13 protein-coding genes are annotated in these 16,647 nt (G+C 50.3%); 2 read left to right on the top strand and 11 right to left on the bottom strand.

The annotated features are described in order from the left end of the window. Nucleotides 1–48 precede the first annotated feature (48 nt). The 9 genes from AC0YN3_RS07850 to AC0YN3_RS07810 form a co-directional block, all read right to left on the bottom strand. Nucleotides 49–2,301: an FAD-dependent oxidoreductase gene (locus AC0YN3_RS07850; protein WP_475774556.1), complete on the bottom strand. Its 2,253-nt coding sequence runs from the start codon at nt 2,299–2,301 to the stop codon at nt 49–51. Between the two features lie 8 nt (nt 2,302–2,309). Beyond that, complete coding sequence (locus AC0YN3_RS07845; protein WP_183559574.1) at nt 2,310–3,140, bottom strand: carbohydrate ABC transporter permease; 831 nt, start codon at nt 3,138–3,140, stop codon at nt 2,310–2,312. Between the two features lie 12 nt (nt 3,141–3,152). Then, nucleotides 3,153–4,034 (bottom strand): carbohydrate ABC transporter permease, encoded by an 882-nt coding sequence (locus tag AC0YN3_RS07840; RefSeq protein ID WP_475774555.1) that lies wholly within the window; start codon nt 4,032–4,034, stop codon nt 3,153–3,155. 753 nt (nt 4,035–4,787) lie between these two features. Further along, entirely contained in the window at nt 4,788–5,402 is a 615-nt protein-coding gene (locus AC0YN3_RS07835; protein ID WP_475775100.1) for a TetR/AcrR family transcriptional regulator, read from the bottom strand. A 20-nt stretch (nt 5,403–5,422) separates the two neighbouring features. Then, the gene (locus AC0YN3_RS07830) at nt 5,423–6,778 is read right to left on the bottom strand and encodes an MATE family efflux transporter (RefSeq protein WP_475774554.1); all 1,356 of its coding nucleotides are present in this window, start codon (nt 6,776–6,778) and stop codon (nt 5,423–5,425) included. Between the two features lie 190 nt (nt 6,779–6,968). Then, on the bottom strand, nt 6,969–8,750 hold the full coding sequence (locus AC0YN3_RS07825; RefSeq protein WP_475774553.1) for a cache domain-containing sensor histidine kinase: 1,782 nt from the start codon (nt 8,748–8,750) through the stop codon (nt 6,969–6,971). Between the two features lie 80 nt (nt 8,751–8,830). Next, complete coding sequence (locus AC0YN3_RS07820) at nt 8,831–10,156, bottom strand: ABC transporter substrate-binding protein (RefSeq protein WP_475775099.1); 1,326 nt, start codon at nt 10,154–10,156, stop codon at nt 8,831–8,833. 161 nt (nt 10,157–10,317) lie between these two features. Further along, a complete protein-coding gene (locus AC0YN3_RS07815) occupies nt 10,318–11,064 on the bottom strand; it encodes a response regulator (protein ID WP_475774552.1) in 747 nt (248 codons plus the stop codon). A 123-nt stretch (nt 11,065–11,187) separates the two neighbouring features. After that, nucleotides 11,188–12,177 carry a VanW family protein gene (locus tag AC0YN3_RS07810; RefSeq protein WP_475774551.1) on the bottom strand — a complete coding sequence of 330 codons (990 nt, stop codon included), beginning with the start codon at nt 12,175–12,177 and terminating at the stop codon, nt 11,188–11,190. 120 nt (nt 12,178–12,297) lie between these two features. Between AC0YN3_RS07810 and AC0YN3_RS07805 the strand changes: the two genes are divergently transcribed. Then, a complete protein-coding gene (locus tag AC0YN3_RS07805) occupies nt 12,298–13,488 on the top strand; it encodes a hypothetical protein (protein ID WP_475774550.1) in 1,191 nt (396 codons plus the stop codon). Between the two features lie 229 nt (nt 13,489–13,717). Here AC0YN3_RS07805 and AC0YN3_RS07800 read toward each other — a convergent pair whose 3' ends face one another. Continuing rightward, nucleotides 13,718–14,425 (bottom strand): DNA alkylation repair protein, encoded by a 708-nt coding sequence (locus AC0YN3_RS07800; protein ID WP_475774549.1) that lies wholly within the window; start codon nt 14,423–14,425, stop codon nt 13,718–13,720. A gap of 356 nt (nt 14,426–14,781) precedes the next feature. Then, a complete protein-coding gene (locus AC0YN3_RS07795; protein ID WP_475774548.1) occupies nt 14,782–15,588 on the bottom strand; it encodes a helix-turn-helix domain-containing protein in 807 nt (268 codons plus the stop codon). A 114-nt stretch (nt 15,589–15,702) separates the two neighbouring features. On the opposite strand from AC0YN3_RS07795, the gene AC0YN3_RS07790 reads away from it, so the two are divergent. After that, nucleotides 15,703–16,509, top strand: coding sequence for a phytanoyl-CoA dioxygenase family protein (locus AC0YN3_RS07790; RefSeq protein ID WP_475774547.1), 807 nt, complete (start codon nt 15,703–15,705; stop codon nt 16,507–16,509). Nucleotides 16,510–16,647 lie beyond the last annotated feature (138 nt).

Here is a 16,647-nt window from a genome sequence, read left to right as displayed (position 1 = left end):
ATTGCGGCGTCTTTTCGTCAGATTGCTTGTTCCTTCTTGCAAACAATATTAGCTATATACGCTTATTCTTACAAGCTGGGCAAAGCTGGAGCCGTTCGTTTCCGCAATGACGACTCGCAATGCCTTCGCGCACAATTCCTGCTCCAGCCTCAGCACGTTCATCCGCTTCCGGTTGCCCCACTCCGAAGCAACAACCACCCATTGTCCCGCCACCATCGCCTCAATCCGGTACGCCTTAACCAAATCCGGCAAAACCTCGTACGGCGTGCGGTGATGATGCAGATTGATCAAATCCTCATTAACGTCAGCATTCCAGGTAAGCCGCAGCTCCGCAATTCGCTGTTCCCGTTCCCAATCGAGTCTCAGCCACTGTTCCCCGGATTCCGTTATATCCTTCGACATCCATAAATGCGGACCGCCATATGGCCGCACGATGCTGTCAACGGCTTTGGCTGGCGCATAAGCGCCCGTTTCCGCCTCCGCTTTGAAGCTAAACAAACGACCCGCCATATGCTTCATGCTCCACTCGATGACAGGCTGCCCCTCGTCATGATCCTCCAGATCCTTGCTTGCGTTCGGAGCCGCTTTCCGCTCGAAGGCAAGCACGCCTGGTATCGTCTGCTGTGCGATGTACAGCTTAACCGCTTCATTATGCAAGATGACGAGAAAAGCGTTTTGCGGCAGCTCCGGCAGCCATCCAAGTTCAAAGCTTGCCCATTGCTTCTCTCCTTTGCTCAAGGCTACCCGCGCCTCCACCTGCTTGCTCGCAGGCACATAGTTCTCCATCCGGCCCGTATCCCACACTTCTACATGAAGCTCCGTATCCTGCATAGCGTCTACTAGAAGTTCGACGCTCTCCAAGCCTCCGTCAACGGGAAGCAGCATGCCTACGTCATTAATCAGCGCATACTTGGTACCGCTTGCCTGGACTGCGGCGATATGCCGGAAATAGGACGATGCCGACACAGTCGCTTGCCGTGCGATATCCAAGCTATCCGCAATCGGGAGACCGATTATCGAGGCATCCTGCTTAAGCAGCGTTTGCTGAAGCTCTGCCAGCCGTTCAGCATGCAGTTGCCGCGGCGTCAGGCTGCTCCGAGCGCATAAAGCGGCGGCAGTTCCTGCTGCTTCTCCCATAACCGCGCAGGTTGCCATCACGCGCGTTGTACCGAAGGCAACATGGCTTGCGCTGACATTGCGCCCCGCGAACAGCATGTTTCGTACGTTGGCCGAATAGAGGGAACGGTAAGGGATATGGTAAATACCATCCGCATGCATATGCTTCGAGCCGCTTTCCGCCGCATACATCCCTTGAGGGGGATGAAGATCGATGGACCAGCCACCGAAAGCAATCCGATCCTCAAACGGCGTTTGAGCGATAATATCGTTCTGGTTCAGCACATAATCGCCGGTAAATCGGCGATATTCCCTTTTCCCCGGCAGCGAGCCGACCCACTCCAGCGTCATCGATTCCGCATCGAACTCTCCCGAGTTTTTGATATAATCCCAGATGCCGTAAATGACCGACCACAGCTCATCGCGAATTTGTTCGTTCGCATGAACCGTATCAAGCTCCCCGCCCCATTCAATCCACCAATAATGGCAGCCAGAATCCCCGCTTCGAATAACGCGTTTAACCGGAATGAGCGTCTTCGTGATATCTTTGGCAAAGCTCGGCCGCACGAACTTCACTGGATGCCCCGCATCCTTCGTATAGAACAGCAGCGTACTGCCAAGCGTTATGTCATCCGCGATTTCTGGTGCCCATTCCTCATCATGCTCATGCCTTGCTTCCCTGCCAATGCGGTATTTCGCGCCAGCTAGAAATCCAACGAGACCGTCTCCCGTACAATCGAGATAAATCGGGCTTTCGAACCGGATTTTACGCTCCGAGCCCATCATCCAGCCGGTTACGCTCTTAATAAGCCGGTCTTCCTCCGGTCCATCTGCCTCTGCTTCATGCACATCGGTATGCAGAAACAATTGGATGTTCGGCTCTGCCTTTACCAGCTCCAGCACGACCAGGTCCCATAGGTAAGGGTTGCCAGCAGGGTTCTGATATTGATTCTCCAAAAACAATTCACCCATAATGCCCGTCTCCCTGGCATAGCGGTTCGTTCCGTGGGCGGTTGCCCCGCATACCCATACGCGCACCTCGCTGCTGGAGTTGCCCCCGAGTACGCCGCGGTTGTTGATTAGCGCGACTTTGCTGCCCAGTCTTGCCGCCGATACAGCCGCGCATACGCCCGCTAATCCTCCTCCTACGACGGTGACATCCGAATAAACCGTTTCTTCTTTCATGCTTCCCATCATCCCTTCACCGCTGAGTTCGTAATCCCTTGCACGATAAACCGCTCGCCGATAATGAAAACGAGAAGCATCGGAACGATTCCCGCCGAAGCCGCAGCCATCATCCCGTTGTAGTCCACGTTATTCTCCAGAATGAAATTTTGCAGGCCGAGCGGGACTGTGTACAAGCTCTCGTCAATTAGAAAGACGAGCGCGTTCTCATAATCATTCCAGTGCCACGAAAAGTCGATAATGGCGAGGGTAGCAAGCGCGGGCTTGGCAAGCGGAAGGATAAGCCGGAAAAAGATCCGAATATGTCCCGCTCCGTCAATAAACGCCGACTCCGTAATTTCCAGCGGGATCGACATGAAAAACTGCCGCATCATGAATACCCCGAAAATCGTGAACATTCCCGGCAATATAAGCGCCCAATGCGTGTTGTAAATGCCCCAGCTGTCGAACATGAGAAACTTCGGAACGAACAGCACCTGAGGGGGAACCATCATCATGGACAGGTATACGACAAACAACGCGTTTCTGCCTTTGAATGCGACTCTTGAGAAGCCGTAAGCCGCGAGTGCGGAGAGGAATGTTGCGCCTACCGTACTGATCAAGGACACCTTTAGGGAGTTCAAATAATACGTGGCAAAGCTTTTCGGACCCGTCCATACCTTGATATGGTGATCCCATATCCATTGCGACGGAATCCAGCGAATCGGATACTCGAACACCTGGGCAGCCGTTTTGAACGAGGTGCTGAACATCCAAACAAAAGGCAGTATCATAATAATTGCAAAAAACGCCATGAGCACCGTCAGCCACCAGCGGCTTGTCTTCGTTAATAATTGCATGCGTTAGCCTCCTCAGTAGTGAACCCAGCGTTTTTGCCCCCACCATTGCACAAGGGTTATCAGCATGATAATAAAGAACAATGCCCATGATATCGTCGCAGCGTAGCCCATCTCGTAATAGCGGAACGCGTTTTTGTAAACGAATAGCGAGAGGATCATCGTACTGTTGCCAGGCCCGCCTTGCGTAATCGCCTGAATGATTCCAAACGTCTTTATCGTCATGATCAGCCCCGTAATCATCAGCAGGAAGGTCGTCGGGCTGACCAAAGGCCATACGATCTTATAAATGATTTGATAAGACTTCGCTCCGTCGATCTTCGCCGCTTCGAGCAGCTCGCCCGAGATTTCCTGCAAAGCAGCCAGATAGATGATCATGTTGTAGCCGAGCATAAACCATATCCAGATAATGTCGATTGCCAGCATGGAATACTCCGTCGTGGACAGCCAGCCGGGCGGATTGTTGACGCCGATTGCCAACAGTACCGCATTAATCGGCCCTTGCTTCGGATGGAACAGCAGCATCCATACGAACGCAACTGCGACACCGCTCGTAATATACGGCATGAAGTAGAGCGCTCTGAGCGTTTTTTTGAAAAAGAGCTTTCGGTTCAAGGCTAGCGCGACAAGAAACGCGAGCCCGATAGAAACGGGCACCGCAAGCAAGAATACGACCGTGTTCTGGAGCGACACGTAAAAAATATCGTCATGAAACAATCTCTTGATGTTATCCAGCCCGATGAAGCTCATTTTGGGCGCCATAAATTTATAATCCGTAAATACAAGGTAAAGCGAATAAATGGCTGGCAGAATAAAAAACAAGACGACGCCGAGCATATTGGGACCGATAAATAAATAGCCGAGAAGCTGCTGACGCTTCATCCAATTCCGTTTCATGGTTACACCTCACAGTCGGTTGATAGGTTCAGTCTACCAGCTGGCCATTCGAAATTGAGGTAACAGAACAACCGACTTCATCCCACAAATCCACTCAATCCAGAAGCTCTCGCCCGGCTGTTATCGTAGAAATGTTCTATTACGGTATTTAGGCTAAACGGCAAACTGTACATAAACTACACATAAACCAGACATAAACCAGATATAAATCAGACATAAACCAGATATAAATCAGACATAAACCAGATATAAACTGCACATTTAAATGTTCTTCCGATCGCCATTGCTCAGGGATTCCTTTGAATCAACGAGGTATGGTTGGAATCCCTTCACAAAAACGACCGCTAACGCTTCTTCAGAATCATTTAAATGCTCCGTTTACCACCAACCAGTTCATTACATTCGCTTGCCCACTATTTGCTGAAGAGCGCAGCAAGAGACCAAAATCCCATGAAAAAGCGGTACAGGGATAGCCCTCTGCACCGCTTTTTCATGGGATTTTCTTCTTTCTTTGATCGTGTGAACTGTTTCTTCAGTGAGCGAACCCCTCTTGAGTCTGCCCCCTTCAGACGTGCCTGTTTTCATGTGGTCTGGTGGTCTGGTGGTCTGGTGGTCTGGTGGTCTTGAGGTCTTGAGGTCTTGAGGTATTGACGCCTTACATCTTTACGTTCTTGCGTTCTTGCGTTCATACGTTCTTTTGATCCTCTTATCGCATTCATATGGCATTCTTATGCATCTACCGCATGGCAGCGGTCAATGCTCTTTATTTGGGTTGGCGGCAGTAGTGCCGTAGAGAAACACGTTAACCGCTTTCCGATAAATCGCAAGCGTCGATTCGTGGATAGGCGCGCGTTTTGATATTTCACCAATGCCGATAAAGAGGCCCTCCAGAATAAAACTCAGCATGCGGGCATCATCTGGATTTAGCTCGCCCGAGTCCATCGCTTCCTTCAAAATTCTCTCATTGAACTGCAGATGCTCCGCGTAATAGCGGCTAACCTCCTCTTGAACCTCACTCCGTCCCCACTCGCTGGAGAAAAATTCATCCATCGCTTTCGTAAGCGGATGATTCAAGTCATTGGCATCGAGATGCTCCGCATAGCCGTTCAGCTTCTCCTCGAACGTCGCATAGTTTTTCTCCTGCTCCAGCCACTGGCTTTCCCATTCGCGGCTCCATTCTTCGAGCAGATAAAGGAATAAGCCTTCCTTGCTTTGAAAGTGATAATAAATATTGCCTTTACTGCTTCCGGTTGCCGCGACGATATCCTCGATCGAGGTAGCCGCATAGCCTTTTTGCGAAAACAACGCCCTTGCCGCATCGGCTACTCGTTTTTTGGTCTGTTCAGTTTGCAGCTGCTTTTTGTTCATTGACACGGTTCCTTCCTCCATCAGCTGTTCATGGGCAGCACACGCTCCCGCATTGCTTGCTTCTTATAATAAATAACAATCGTAATCAGCACAATGCATTCTGCAAGCGGAACGGACAGCCAAACCCCATTTACCCCTAAAAATCCAGGAAGCACGACGATGAAAACCAGCATCAGAATCATTTCGCGCGCTGCCGTTATCCATACCGCCATCTTCACATTTCCAATGGATTGGTAATACGTCATCATCACGAAATTGATGCCCATGAATAGGTACGCCATTACGAATATCCGCAAGCCATTCTCCGCATGGACCGTTACGCTTTCGCTGAAATTGCCAAACAGGCTTATGATCGGCATGGCTGCCAGCTGCATGATTAACAGCAATACGGCTCCCGCTCCGAGAGCAGTCGCAGTGGCAATCCGAATCGTACGACGCTTCTTCTCTTCCTGCTTTGCACCGTGATAATAGCTGATGAGCGGCTGGATCGCCGAGCCCATCCCTAGAAAGGTCAGCAGCACTGTGCTGTGGACGTAATTCAGCAGCGCGAATGCCGATACCCCATCCGTGCCTGCTATCGATTCCAATGTCCGGTTATGCGATATCGTAAATACCGACAAGCCCACCTCGGACAGGAAGCTTGGAAAACCAATAATGATAATAGCCAGCATGATTTTTTTATTCCACCGGATACGGATTAGCTTTAACCGATTCGATTTGCTGAAGAAATGCGAAAGCAGCACCAATAGGCCCAGAAACGCGGCAAGGATCGTACCGTAAGCCACTCCGGACACGCCCAGGTCAAGCACATAAAGAACGAAGAAATTAATAACCACATTGGACAAAGCGAATGTGATCTGCGCCATCATGGCCAGATTAGGGTTGCCGTCGTTGCGAACAAATACGCTCAAAGCATTCTCTATCGTAAACACAAAGCCAAACAACAGCATGACGTTCAAATAGTCCGAAGCAAAAGGATACGTCTCCGCGTTTGCGCCAAGAGCGTATACCAACGCGTCTCGAAAGACAAAGGCAGTGACGCCAATGGCAAGCGTTGCAATAAAAATAATCGTAAGCGAATAGGAAAAGGCCGTGCGTGCTTGCTGCGTATCCTTTGCCCCCATATTTTGCGAATACAAGGTTGCGCCTCCTAGTCCTACCCAAAGCGACATCGCCACAAATAGCGTGTAGACTGGGCTTGCGATCCCAATGCCGGCTAGCGCCGTAGAACCGAGCTTATTCCCGACCATAATGCCGTCGATCGTTATATTCAGCGCAACGAGCAGCATGCCAAGCATAGAGGGAATCAAATACTTCAGAAATGATCTGCCAACGGATTGGTAATCTAACGGGTTAAGGGAATGTTGATCATTCATAGGTGTGCTCCTGCTCCATCTTTTATTTATACTGAACGTTCGTTTTGTATAATAACACAAAGAGGGATGTGTTTCAACTCTAAGCGGCTAGCCTTATTTGCGCAGAACCAGCTCTAGCGGTCCTCGTAAACGCCACGCCACGCCACGCCATCCCATACCGCATGAAAAAAGAGCTGTAAGCATCATATGCCTATAGCTCCTTATCTTCTGCTTGGAATGGCCTAGACAGCAAAAACGGAAGTTGAAGCCTAACCAGCGTACCGTTCTCCGAAGATTCGATGTACAGGCTGCCTTTATCCTTGAACAAGAGCCTCAATCTCTCCTTGATGTTTTTCAGCCCAATGCCTTTTCGTTTCCTTCCGTTTTGCAAAGCTGAAGACTGCTCGCAGCCAACTCCGTTATCCTGTACCTCAATAATTAAGCTTTGCTCCTCATGCTTATAGATTCGAATCAGGATGTTGCCTCCCTCGGTCATGTGGGCAATGCCGTGCTGTATCGCATTCTCAATTAAAGGCTGCAGAGCCAGCTTCGGAACGAGCACGTATTCAATCGTTTCATCGTATTCGTACTGAATGGAGAAACGATGGTTGTAACGCATCTGTTGAATATAGATGTACGCGCGAATAAGCTCCATTTCATCACGCAAATGAATCAAATCGACATCGGCATTCAAGCTCGTTTCCAGCAGTTTTCCGAGCGACATGCTCATCTCGGCAATTTCATCCTGTTCGTTGCGCAGGGCAAGCCATTTCATCGTGTTCAGCGTGTTCAACAGGAAATGCGGATTGAGCTGCGCGAGAAGCATTTGGAAGTGAACCGCGTCCTTCTCCCGCTCTTCGGCTTTCAACCGCCGGATCAAGCCGTTCATATCAGCCAGCATCGTATTAAAGGTGGTTGCGAGCTCAAGCACCTCGCCTTTATAGCGCTTCTCCGGCAGCCGAATGTTCAAATCCATGCGAACCGCTTCCCGCATTTTTTTCTGCATATGCGATAATGGCCTCGTAAAGCCATAGGCAATCATAAAGGCAATTAATATAAATGCGATGATAAACAGGAAAAAGGTTAAAAAGTATTGCTGCTTGAGCGTATATAGATCGTCAAACAAAATCGCAGAAGGAATTCGGTTGGCGATGTACCAATCAAGCGATTCCATATAGCTATAATTGATCAGCGCCTCCGAGCTGGAGTCGATGAGGTAGCCTTCAGGCTCCTTGCTCGCAACGATTTGCGCCATCACTTTCGCAGACAGCTGCTCGCCGTCAGCCCCTTGCGCAACTGGCTCGCCGCTGCCAGTCATAAGAAAATATTCCTGCCCGCCGGAGGAATTGTTCAGGATCGACTTGAACCAATACGAATAATCAATGCTGACCCGAGCGAGCCCATAGGGCTTATGCTGCGAATCTCTCAATACGCCATAGAGCGACAGCAAGGTTGCGCTTCTCGAGAGATCCGAGAACAAATAATTGTCGTCATTCGGCACCCATTGGTAAGGCGTGCCCTTCTGCAGCGTTTCGTCGAACCAGCGGCTTTGCCGCAGCGCCTCGTAATCGAGCGTCGCATTGGGCTGATACGAGGTATATACATGGCCATGAAGATCAAGCAGCGTGAAATACACGGACGGGTTATATAGGAAAAAGCTGTTGTTGATGCCTTTGAATTTTTCCTCCATCACATCCTTATTCTCCAGCAGGCGGTCAGCGTCAGGCGACTTGAGCAAATTCCGGACGACCGTATCCTGTTCCAAAAAGATAAGCGCTTTGAAAGCGATGCTTATCTGATCCTGAAGCGTGCGCTGCAGGTTCTTAAGCTGCTCATGGCTTTGGTCGCTAATTTTTTCTTGAATGACCGACTCTATGCGTTGGAAGTTGTACACATTCAATATGCCGAACGGCAGCAGGATCAGCAGAAAAAAAGCAGCAAACAAACGGTATTTCAGCTTATGCGGTATTAACTTTCGTATCCATTCTCCCATACTGCCTTATGCCTCCTTTTGCAAAAAACCGTCCCCAAGCACCGTTCGGCGATTAGGGACAGCTATTACGAGCTTGATGCTTATTTGGTTTGTTTCAAATAGTCATTATGCCGCTTGACCATATTGCCCGTCGTCTGCGAGACATCCTGGTTGCCCAAGAAATACTTCTCGTATTCTTGCGTAATCAGATCCGTTACCTCTTGGGGAAGCTCGCGAACATGCGTAGGCGTCTTATCCTCGAACAATACGTACATCAGCGATTCCTTGTCATACGTATCCGCTTTATCGCCAAGTAAATTAGTGAGCATTTCCGCTTGATCGGCATCCTTGGACGCTGGCAGCCTGCCTCCTGAAGCCATCGGCGCCATCCCGCCGTCTGCGTACCATTTCAGAAATTCCCATGCTTCCTTCGTATAGGAGGATTTGGCATTAATTGATATATAATCGCCCAACCCGCCGCGAGGGATGTAATCGGCTTGATTTTCTACCAAACGAGGAACCGGTGCGAAAGCGATCTTGAAGTCACGCGGGAAATCGGTGAAATTATTCGAGCTTCTCAGCAGCCAAGCCCCGATATTGAGCATAGGCGATTCGCCTGCAAGAAACACGTTTTCGACCGGAATCTTGGATGTGATTTGCTCGCCAAGCGGGGGAGTCGTCTGATCAGCCGTCATCATGCCGTTCAGCGTCTCCAGCCATTTCGTTACGCTAGGCGAGTCCAGATTCGACGTCCCATCCGCTTTGGTGTACCCTTCCTTGGTTAGGGCAGCGTCGATTGGATCGATAAACGGCTCCATATGCTGAACGAGCCCATAGCCATTCGCAGGCTTAAGCGTTTTGGCATACTCTCTCGCTTGATCCCATGTCCAGTCTTTCGGTACAGGAAGATTAGCCGCATCGAGCGCATCCTTGTTCAAAGCTACAAAAAACGCGCTTCTCGTCGTAGGCATGCCATAAAACTTTCCGTTCACCTGCCAGCCTTCCGCATTGCTGCCCATCTTCTCTAATATGTCGTAATCGGTGAACCCGCTCAAATCGAGCGCAACCCCCGCGTCAATGCGCTTCTGGGTTTGCGTCAGCGTGTAATTCACGAATAAATCGACGTTCTGGCCAGTGAGCAATGCCGTATCAAGCTTCAGGTTTCCGTCATCGTCATTAACGAAACGCACGTATTCAACCTGTACCTCGGGATGCTCTTTGTTCCAAGCGTCAACGACTGCCTGCGGTCCTGACTCCGGCGGCACGCCGCCCCACATCATGAGCTTGACCGGCGCAGCAGCGCTTCCGTTCTCTTTCGTTCCGCCGTCATTCTGCGGATTGCCTTCCTTTTCATTGCTTCCGCCAGCGCAAGCGCCCAGCATTCCGACCAGCATGACGAATGTAAGTGAAAGCGTTATCCATTTCATTGTTTTCAATGCGTTGACCCCCCGATTGTTCATTCGATTTGGTTGCATATCCAGAATAGCAAGCCGGAGGTTCTTCTTTTAAGGAACAAATCGATTGGATTCATGGAACAGAAATATGCATAACGGTTTCCGGTAATAAAGGTTGCCATGACGGTTTTGTTCTATCTCTTGCGATACTGGCTGGGCGTCGTGCCCGTGATTCTTTTAAATATTTTGATGAAATAGTTATCGTTCATAAAGCCTACCCGCTCACCGATATCCGTCACGGTCAGGTCGGTTTGCATCAAATACTCCGTTGCCTTTACGATTCTATACCCATGCAAGTAGCTAATCAGCGTCTGGCCCGTTTTCTTCTTGAACAGCGCGCTTACGTAGTTCTCGCCCATCATGACATATTGCGATAACGACTTGACCGAAATATCCTTTGCATAGTTTTCTTCGATATAGAGAAGTATTTTGCGCACCTCAGGATGAGGCGTTTTATCGAAAGGAATGGCCGCGGTGACAACGGGCGGTTCCGCTGCCTTCGCCTTCTCCAGCTCTGCGTTGATCTTAAGCAACGTTTCCCGCAGGTCCTTGACGCTCATCGACAGCTTCAATATATAGTTGGATGCCCCGTACTCCATCGCTTGGCGCATGTATTCGAAGTCGCCCATACAGGTCAGCATGACGAACTTGGACGTGCAGCCGGCCATTCGTGCTTCCTTCAGAAGCTCGATTCCGTCCATGCGCGGCATGATGATATCAGTCAGTACGAGATCAGGGGGATTTTCTTTGATCAGGGAGAGCGCTTCCAATCCGTCTCCGGCTTCGCCTGTCAACGTAAAGCCCATTTCTTCCCAACGAATGATTTCGCGAATGGATTCGCGAACAAATACCTCATCCTCTACGAGTAAAACCTTCCACATAGGCGCGCCCCCCTTTTGCACTCATTATAGCACCAGAGTTTTGGGAGCGCGCTGCAAATATGCAAAATGTATAGTTCTGTTCCATTCATTTGCCTGATCGGTCTGCCTATAGACAGATATGTTCTATTTCCGTTTCCTTTCCGTGCTGCCTGCGCCCACCTCGGGATGAACTTCCTCCGGCAGCCTTTTGGATGCGCTAGGAACCTGGCGTGGCTTCAGCTTGATATCATCGGATGAGCAAATGACGATGCTGACTTGCCCGCCATGCGCGTAGGCCCTAATCAGAACCGGATGATCGTATTTGTTCTGGAAAACAAAGTCCGGCCCATCCCAGCTAACGGTGGCATCCCGCCCGGATGGCACATATTTGACGTTACGGCTGTGGGAATACCGCTCGACGATCCGCAGTCCCGCCCGGTCTGCCGCATTAAAAAGCGTGGAAGAGATTTGGCAGATGCCTCCGCCGATATCCTCCGACATCTCCCCTCTCACAATGACGGGGGCACGCAAATATCCGCTTTCTTTGGTCCGCTGGCCGACGACCTTGTTGAACGAAAAGCGTTCATTGGGGAAAACCACATAGTTATTGATCGCTTGGGCCGCTAAATGAACATTATGAGTGCGGTTTTTGTTATTCGGATTGTAGTAGGTCGCATAGTATCCGATTTTTTTCACTTTAATTGCGGAGAGCAGCTCGCTGTCGACTCTCGGATAAACAACCTCCATTGGCGCCTCCAGCTGCGAAAACCCGCCCTCAAAGATAAAACGGTAAAACTGTATCTGCAGCGCACGCCGATCCAGCTTGCTGCCTGCATGCTCGGGAATAATTCTTCCCGCTCCGTCAAGCACAGCATTCAATGCCGGTTTTTGCACCCGTTTATCGATGTCAGCTATGCCCTTCTCCAGCTTGATATGATCGATTAGCGGTATGCCTGCTGACGAGTCGCTGTACGCCGCGCGTCTCAGCTCGGTTACTACTTGTCCGCCTTGCTCGATTACAAGCGAATCGGCATAGCCTCCCTGTTGAAGCATCATCATAATCGCTATAATCCAGTGCAGACCCATTGTCGATAATCTCCCCCAAACCGCAGTATTCGTGGTAGTATGATTCATTTCGTGACCCTGCATACATGCCGAAGAGGATGACTCCATGATAAGTAAAGAGTTTTCTTACATAATCAAGCGGCATCTAGCCAAAAATAATAAAAATCTAAATGAAATCGGAGGCAGCCTATGAAACAGGCAAGAACTAGCTTTATGGTCATTTTCCTAATCGCAATGCTATTGCTGCCGCTCTCGGAGAAAGGGCATGCGCAGGAACCCAGCGTAGTGCTTCACCACAAGCCTAAAAAAACAGATCAGCTGCACGATGTAAGCAGCCTCATCATGACGGTGGGCTCCTCGCGTCAAGCACCCTTCATAAGCGAGCTCTTCATGGAGCGCCCCGGGCTCGATCAGGCAATCCGCCAAGCCAAGCGTAAGCCGTCCGATCAAGCGGACTTTTATCCCGATATTTATATCACCCATCTGACTCCGGCAAAAGCAAAATACCGGCTTGAGCGCAGCGGTCAGCTCTGGGATGAAGCACAAGCGGCAAGCTTGGAGCTGCCCCCCAAGCTTGCCAAGCAGCTGATTGAACTTGCAGAAGGGCTGCGGAAGCAGCATTACGGCAAGCTTCTGACATGGCAGCAGTCCACCGGCATCCTTCCTAATAAAGCGATTTTTTCTGTGACAGAGCTCGAATCCGGTTTGACGTTCCGCGTGCAGCGGCGCGCAGGCAGCGACCATGCAGACGTTCAGCCCGTAACGAAGGATGATTCACGCATTATGAAGCAAATTTACGACGGAAAATGGAGCTGGAAAAGAAAAGCGGTGCTTGTCCGGGCGAATGGCACTTGGATTGCCGCCTCCATGAACGGCATGCCTCACGGCGGTGACGGCATTCCGGAGAACGGCTTCTCCGGGCATTTCTGCATTCATTTTCTCGGCAGCTCCACGCACAAATCCGACCGTCCTGACCCTGCCCATCAAATGATGGTACATAAAGCAGCCGGTCTCCTGCAGCCTTATTTCGATTCAGCCGACCCGCAGCTGCTCGCGCTCACTTTCGTTGAAGCGTTGTACCATAAGGACGAGCCCATCATCCAGCTGCTTACGGATCAGCTTCCGGAAGAAAAGCATGCGGCCTTTATCCAGCAAATGCACCAATGGGTTTCAATCAGGGTGCAGCTGCCTGATAAAGGAAAACAGGTACGCTTGCCGGAGAGCAGCAGCTTTGGCAGTGCCCTGTCTGCCGAAATGAAGCTGCCAATCACGATTCATACGGTCAGCGGCCAACGCCGCAACGGCAGCTATATTTTCCATTTCAGGCGCGCCTCCTCCCAATCGCCGTGGTACATCCAAGAGGTGAACGAGCAGCCGTAAGCAAAAAATCCCCCTAGCAAGGAGCAGCCGATCAACTCGGCTGTTCCTATGCTAGGGGGATTACTCAATTCCTGTCATTCTTGCTCCATCGGGGGTCGGGTGTCGGGTGCCGCGAGCTCGCTGCCGCAGCGAGGAATGACGGAAATCGTACGGCTATTCAAACTTTAGCCCCATTAGGGGGAATTCTGCAGCCTGGATCGCGCATCCGTCCCTTTTTCCGCTATTGCAATTAACAAATGCAGGTCTTTTTCTTGCTGCCGATTCGGCCCATTGCCTCGATCTTGCCGATATATTCCGATGCAAGCGGCACTTTGCATGCCGTATGGCCGACATCCACATGCACTTTGCCGACCGCCTCGGCGACTGCCTTCGCTTCCTCCGTTAGTGCCTCAACATATGCGCCGACCGAAATAACGAAAGTATTCATAACATAGCGGACCCAGTTGCGCTCGCCATGGATGGTTTCGCGCACTCTTGTTAAATAACTGCGTATCTCCTCCTTGTCGAGCGCTTCGTCCGGCGCAACCGATATATAATTGGCATAAGTGCTCCACCCGCTTACTGCGACCAATTCCTCAGGCGAATCAATCCACTCCACCGCCAATTCATGCGCATGCGGACTTTCCGCGGCCACTCTCGCTACCGTATACTCCGCGGGCGAATGCCAAGTGGCCTCTGCCACCCAATGCTGCAACTGTTCTTTGGTGATCATCTTCGGATCAACGCTAAGCCCTGCCAGGTACATCGCATCGTAGTTGCCGGATTCATACAGCTGCAAAGCGAGAGCTTGGTCTTTTCTCACATACTTAACGAGCTTCTTCATGTCTCCGATTTTGACGCCAAAGAACGGCTCTTTCGCGCCATGGCGAATATAAGTGCTTTTCGTCTGCTCACTGCCCATGCCTGCCAATGCCTGCATGATTTCTTCATAGGTCATCTATTGTTCACGCTCCTTAACATGTAATCAGCCTTCGAGCGGTTCGTTGTCATCATAGTGACTTTTACGATTCGGGATATCACCTTGCATCGCCGTTGCTACGAGACGCTGATCCGTTTCTTCTGTTCCTCTGCTTGGTTGCCGGGATACCTTTGACTCACATGGCATCAAGCAGCTCGGCGCGCAGCCTGCAGGATGGCTGTCCAGTCAGTGTACATCTTTATTTTCCTAGTCTAACACTTTATTTGCTTCGGACAAATGTAGTTTAGTCTTGGTAGGTTAGCAGCCGTCAGCTGATAGCCGTCCGCCTCAATGAACGGCAGCCCCGGATAGCCAAGCTCTCAGGGCCGCCGTTTTTATACCGCGTATGCTTTCCTATAGGCGGAAGGATTGATTCCGTTCCATTTCTTAAAGCTTTTACTTAAATGATGCTCATCGGTAAAACCGCATTGCTCCGCTATTTGCGCAAGCGTTAAAGAGGAATGGGCGAGCAGCTGCTTTACCTTATCCATTCTAAGATTGGCTGAATACGTACTCGGAGTGAGCTTGAATTCTCCCTTAAACAATCTGGTCAGCTGCACCTGGCTGATCCCCAATTCTCCCGCAATCGACTTGAGCGATCCTCCCGCCCCCGACTCTGCCTGCTGCCGAAGCTTATGTATGGCGAGCTGCAGCAGCGGATTCTCGCTATGCAATAAGCCGGATTCAGAATTGAAGCTTTCGACCTGGTAAGCGTAGAGCAAATCTCGCAGCAAATGGCTCTTGTATTCGTGCGCGGCACTAGCGTTTATGAATCGCGCCTCCCGAAGCAATGAAAGGGTGGACAGCAATCTTTTATGGTTAAGCAGTCTCAGTATCCCTTGCGGAACGGACGCTGTTGCTGCGCCGCCTTCTGCCTCTCGCGCTGTTTTCCAGCGAAAGCCCGCAAGATGAAAGGACAATCTGTTCGTCTGTCGATAGAAGGTAAGCTCCGGCGGACACAATACCATGTCCCCCTTTGTCGCTCTCTCGCTCGCGCCTCCCATTCGATAAGTAAAACTGCCTTCCTCAACGATAAATAACGCCCAATGGTCGTAGGTATCCTCCGTCTTCTGAAAATGCTTGGCGTCCTTTACATAAACATGGTAGAGCAGTTCCGGCTCGCTTAAACGCATGCTTGTCATCACCATCACTTCCACAGAATGAAATTATATACAAGAAAGATGAGAGTTACATACATTATAAGCGAATTAAGAGTCAGTTATAATTAAATTAATTACAAGTAGGAGGAATGAACAATGACGATTGCAGCGCTTGAACTGAAGGAGCTAATGGAGCAATTCCATGAACAGGGGTACTTGGTTTTACCGAATGTATTGCCGCAGGAAAAAGTAAACCGCTTGAATGCGGCCATCGATGAAATTATCGCGGAAGAACCGGAGTCACTCGCCCATAACATCTACAACAGCATAGCCCGTCATGACGAGCTTGCCTCTCTCATCGATCATGAAACCATCCTTCCCTTAATCGTCAATCTGCTCGGTTATAATATTCAGCTTCACATTTCCCACTTAACGGTGAGGCAGCCAAACCCGAACGATGTTCAGACCGCCTCCCATAGCTTCATCGATTGGCATCAAGACGGTCCTCATCCTAAGTTTCCAGCCATCGCTGGACTGACAGCCACTTATTATATAAAGGTTTGCTATATTCTGAGCGATATGTCTCAGCCAAACCGAGGGAATACCAAGGTTATTCCGGGCAGCCATAAGAAGCCTTATAACCCGAACAACAAGGATGTGCGGCAGCAGCTCGACGGAGAGGTTCAAGTGTGCGGAAAGCCGGGGGATGTGTTTGTTTTCGCCCAAAACCTATGGCATGCCGGCTCTGCAAACCAATCGGCGTTTACGAGAAGGCAGCTGTTTCTTGGCTACAGCCCGATCTGGATGCGGCCAATCGACTATCATCAAGCCGATGAGAGCCTACTGAAGGATGCCAGCCCCATACGCCGGCAATTGCTCGGGCAAATCAGCGACAACAAATTCAAATATTACGTACCCGAAGACACGATGGTGCCGCTTAAGTCGCTCCTTCTTGACAGTTAATAACGATATGAAAGGGACCGCTGCTCCGCATAAAGCGAGCAGCGGTCCCTTTTGCTTGGCAAACGTGCCAGCGTGTCAGTCTTTACGCTCTCATATGACCATAAGGATTCATGGCTTGATGACCTCGGTTGCTCCGGC

The sequence above is a fragment of the Paenibacillus sp. J22R232 genome (genome assembly GCF_056269165.1).
This window is presented reverse-complemented; position numbering and strand designations above follow the sequence as displayed.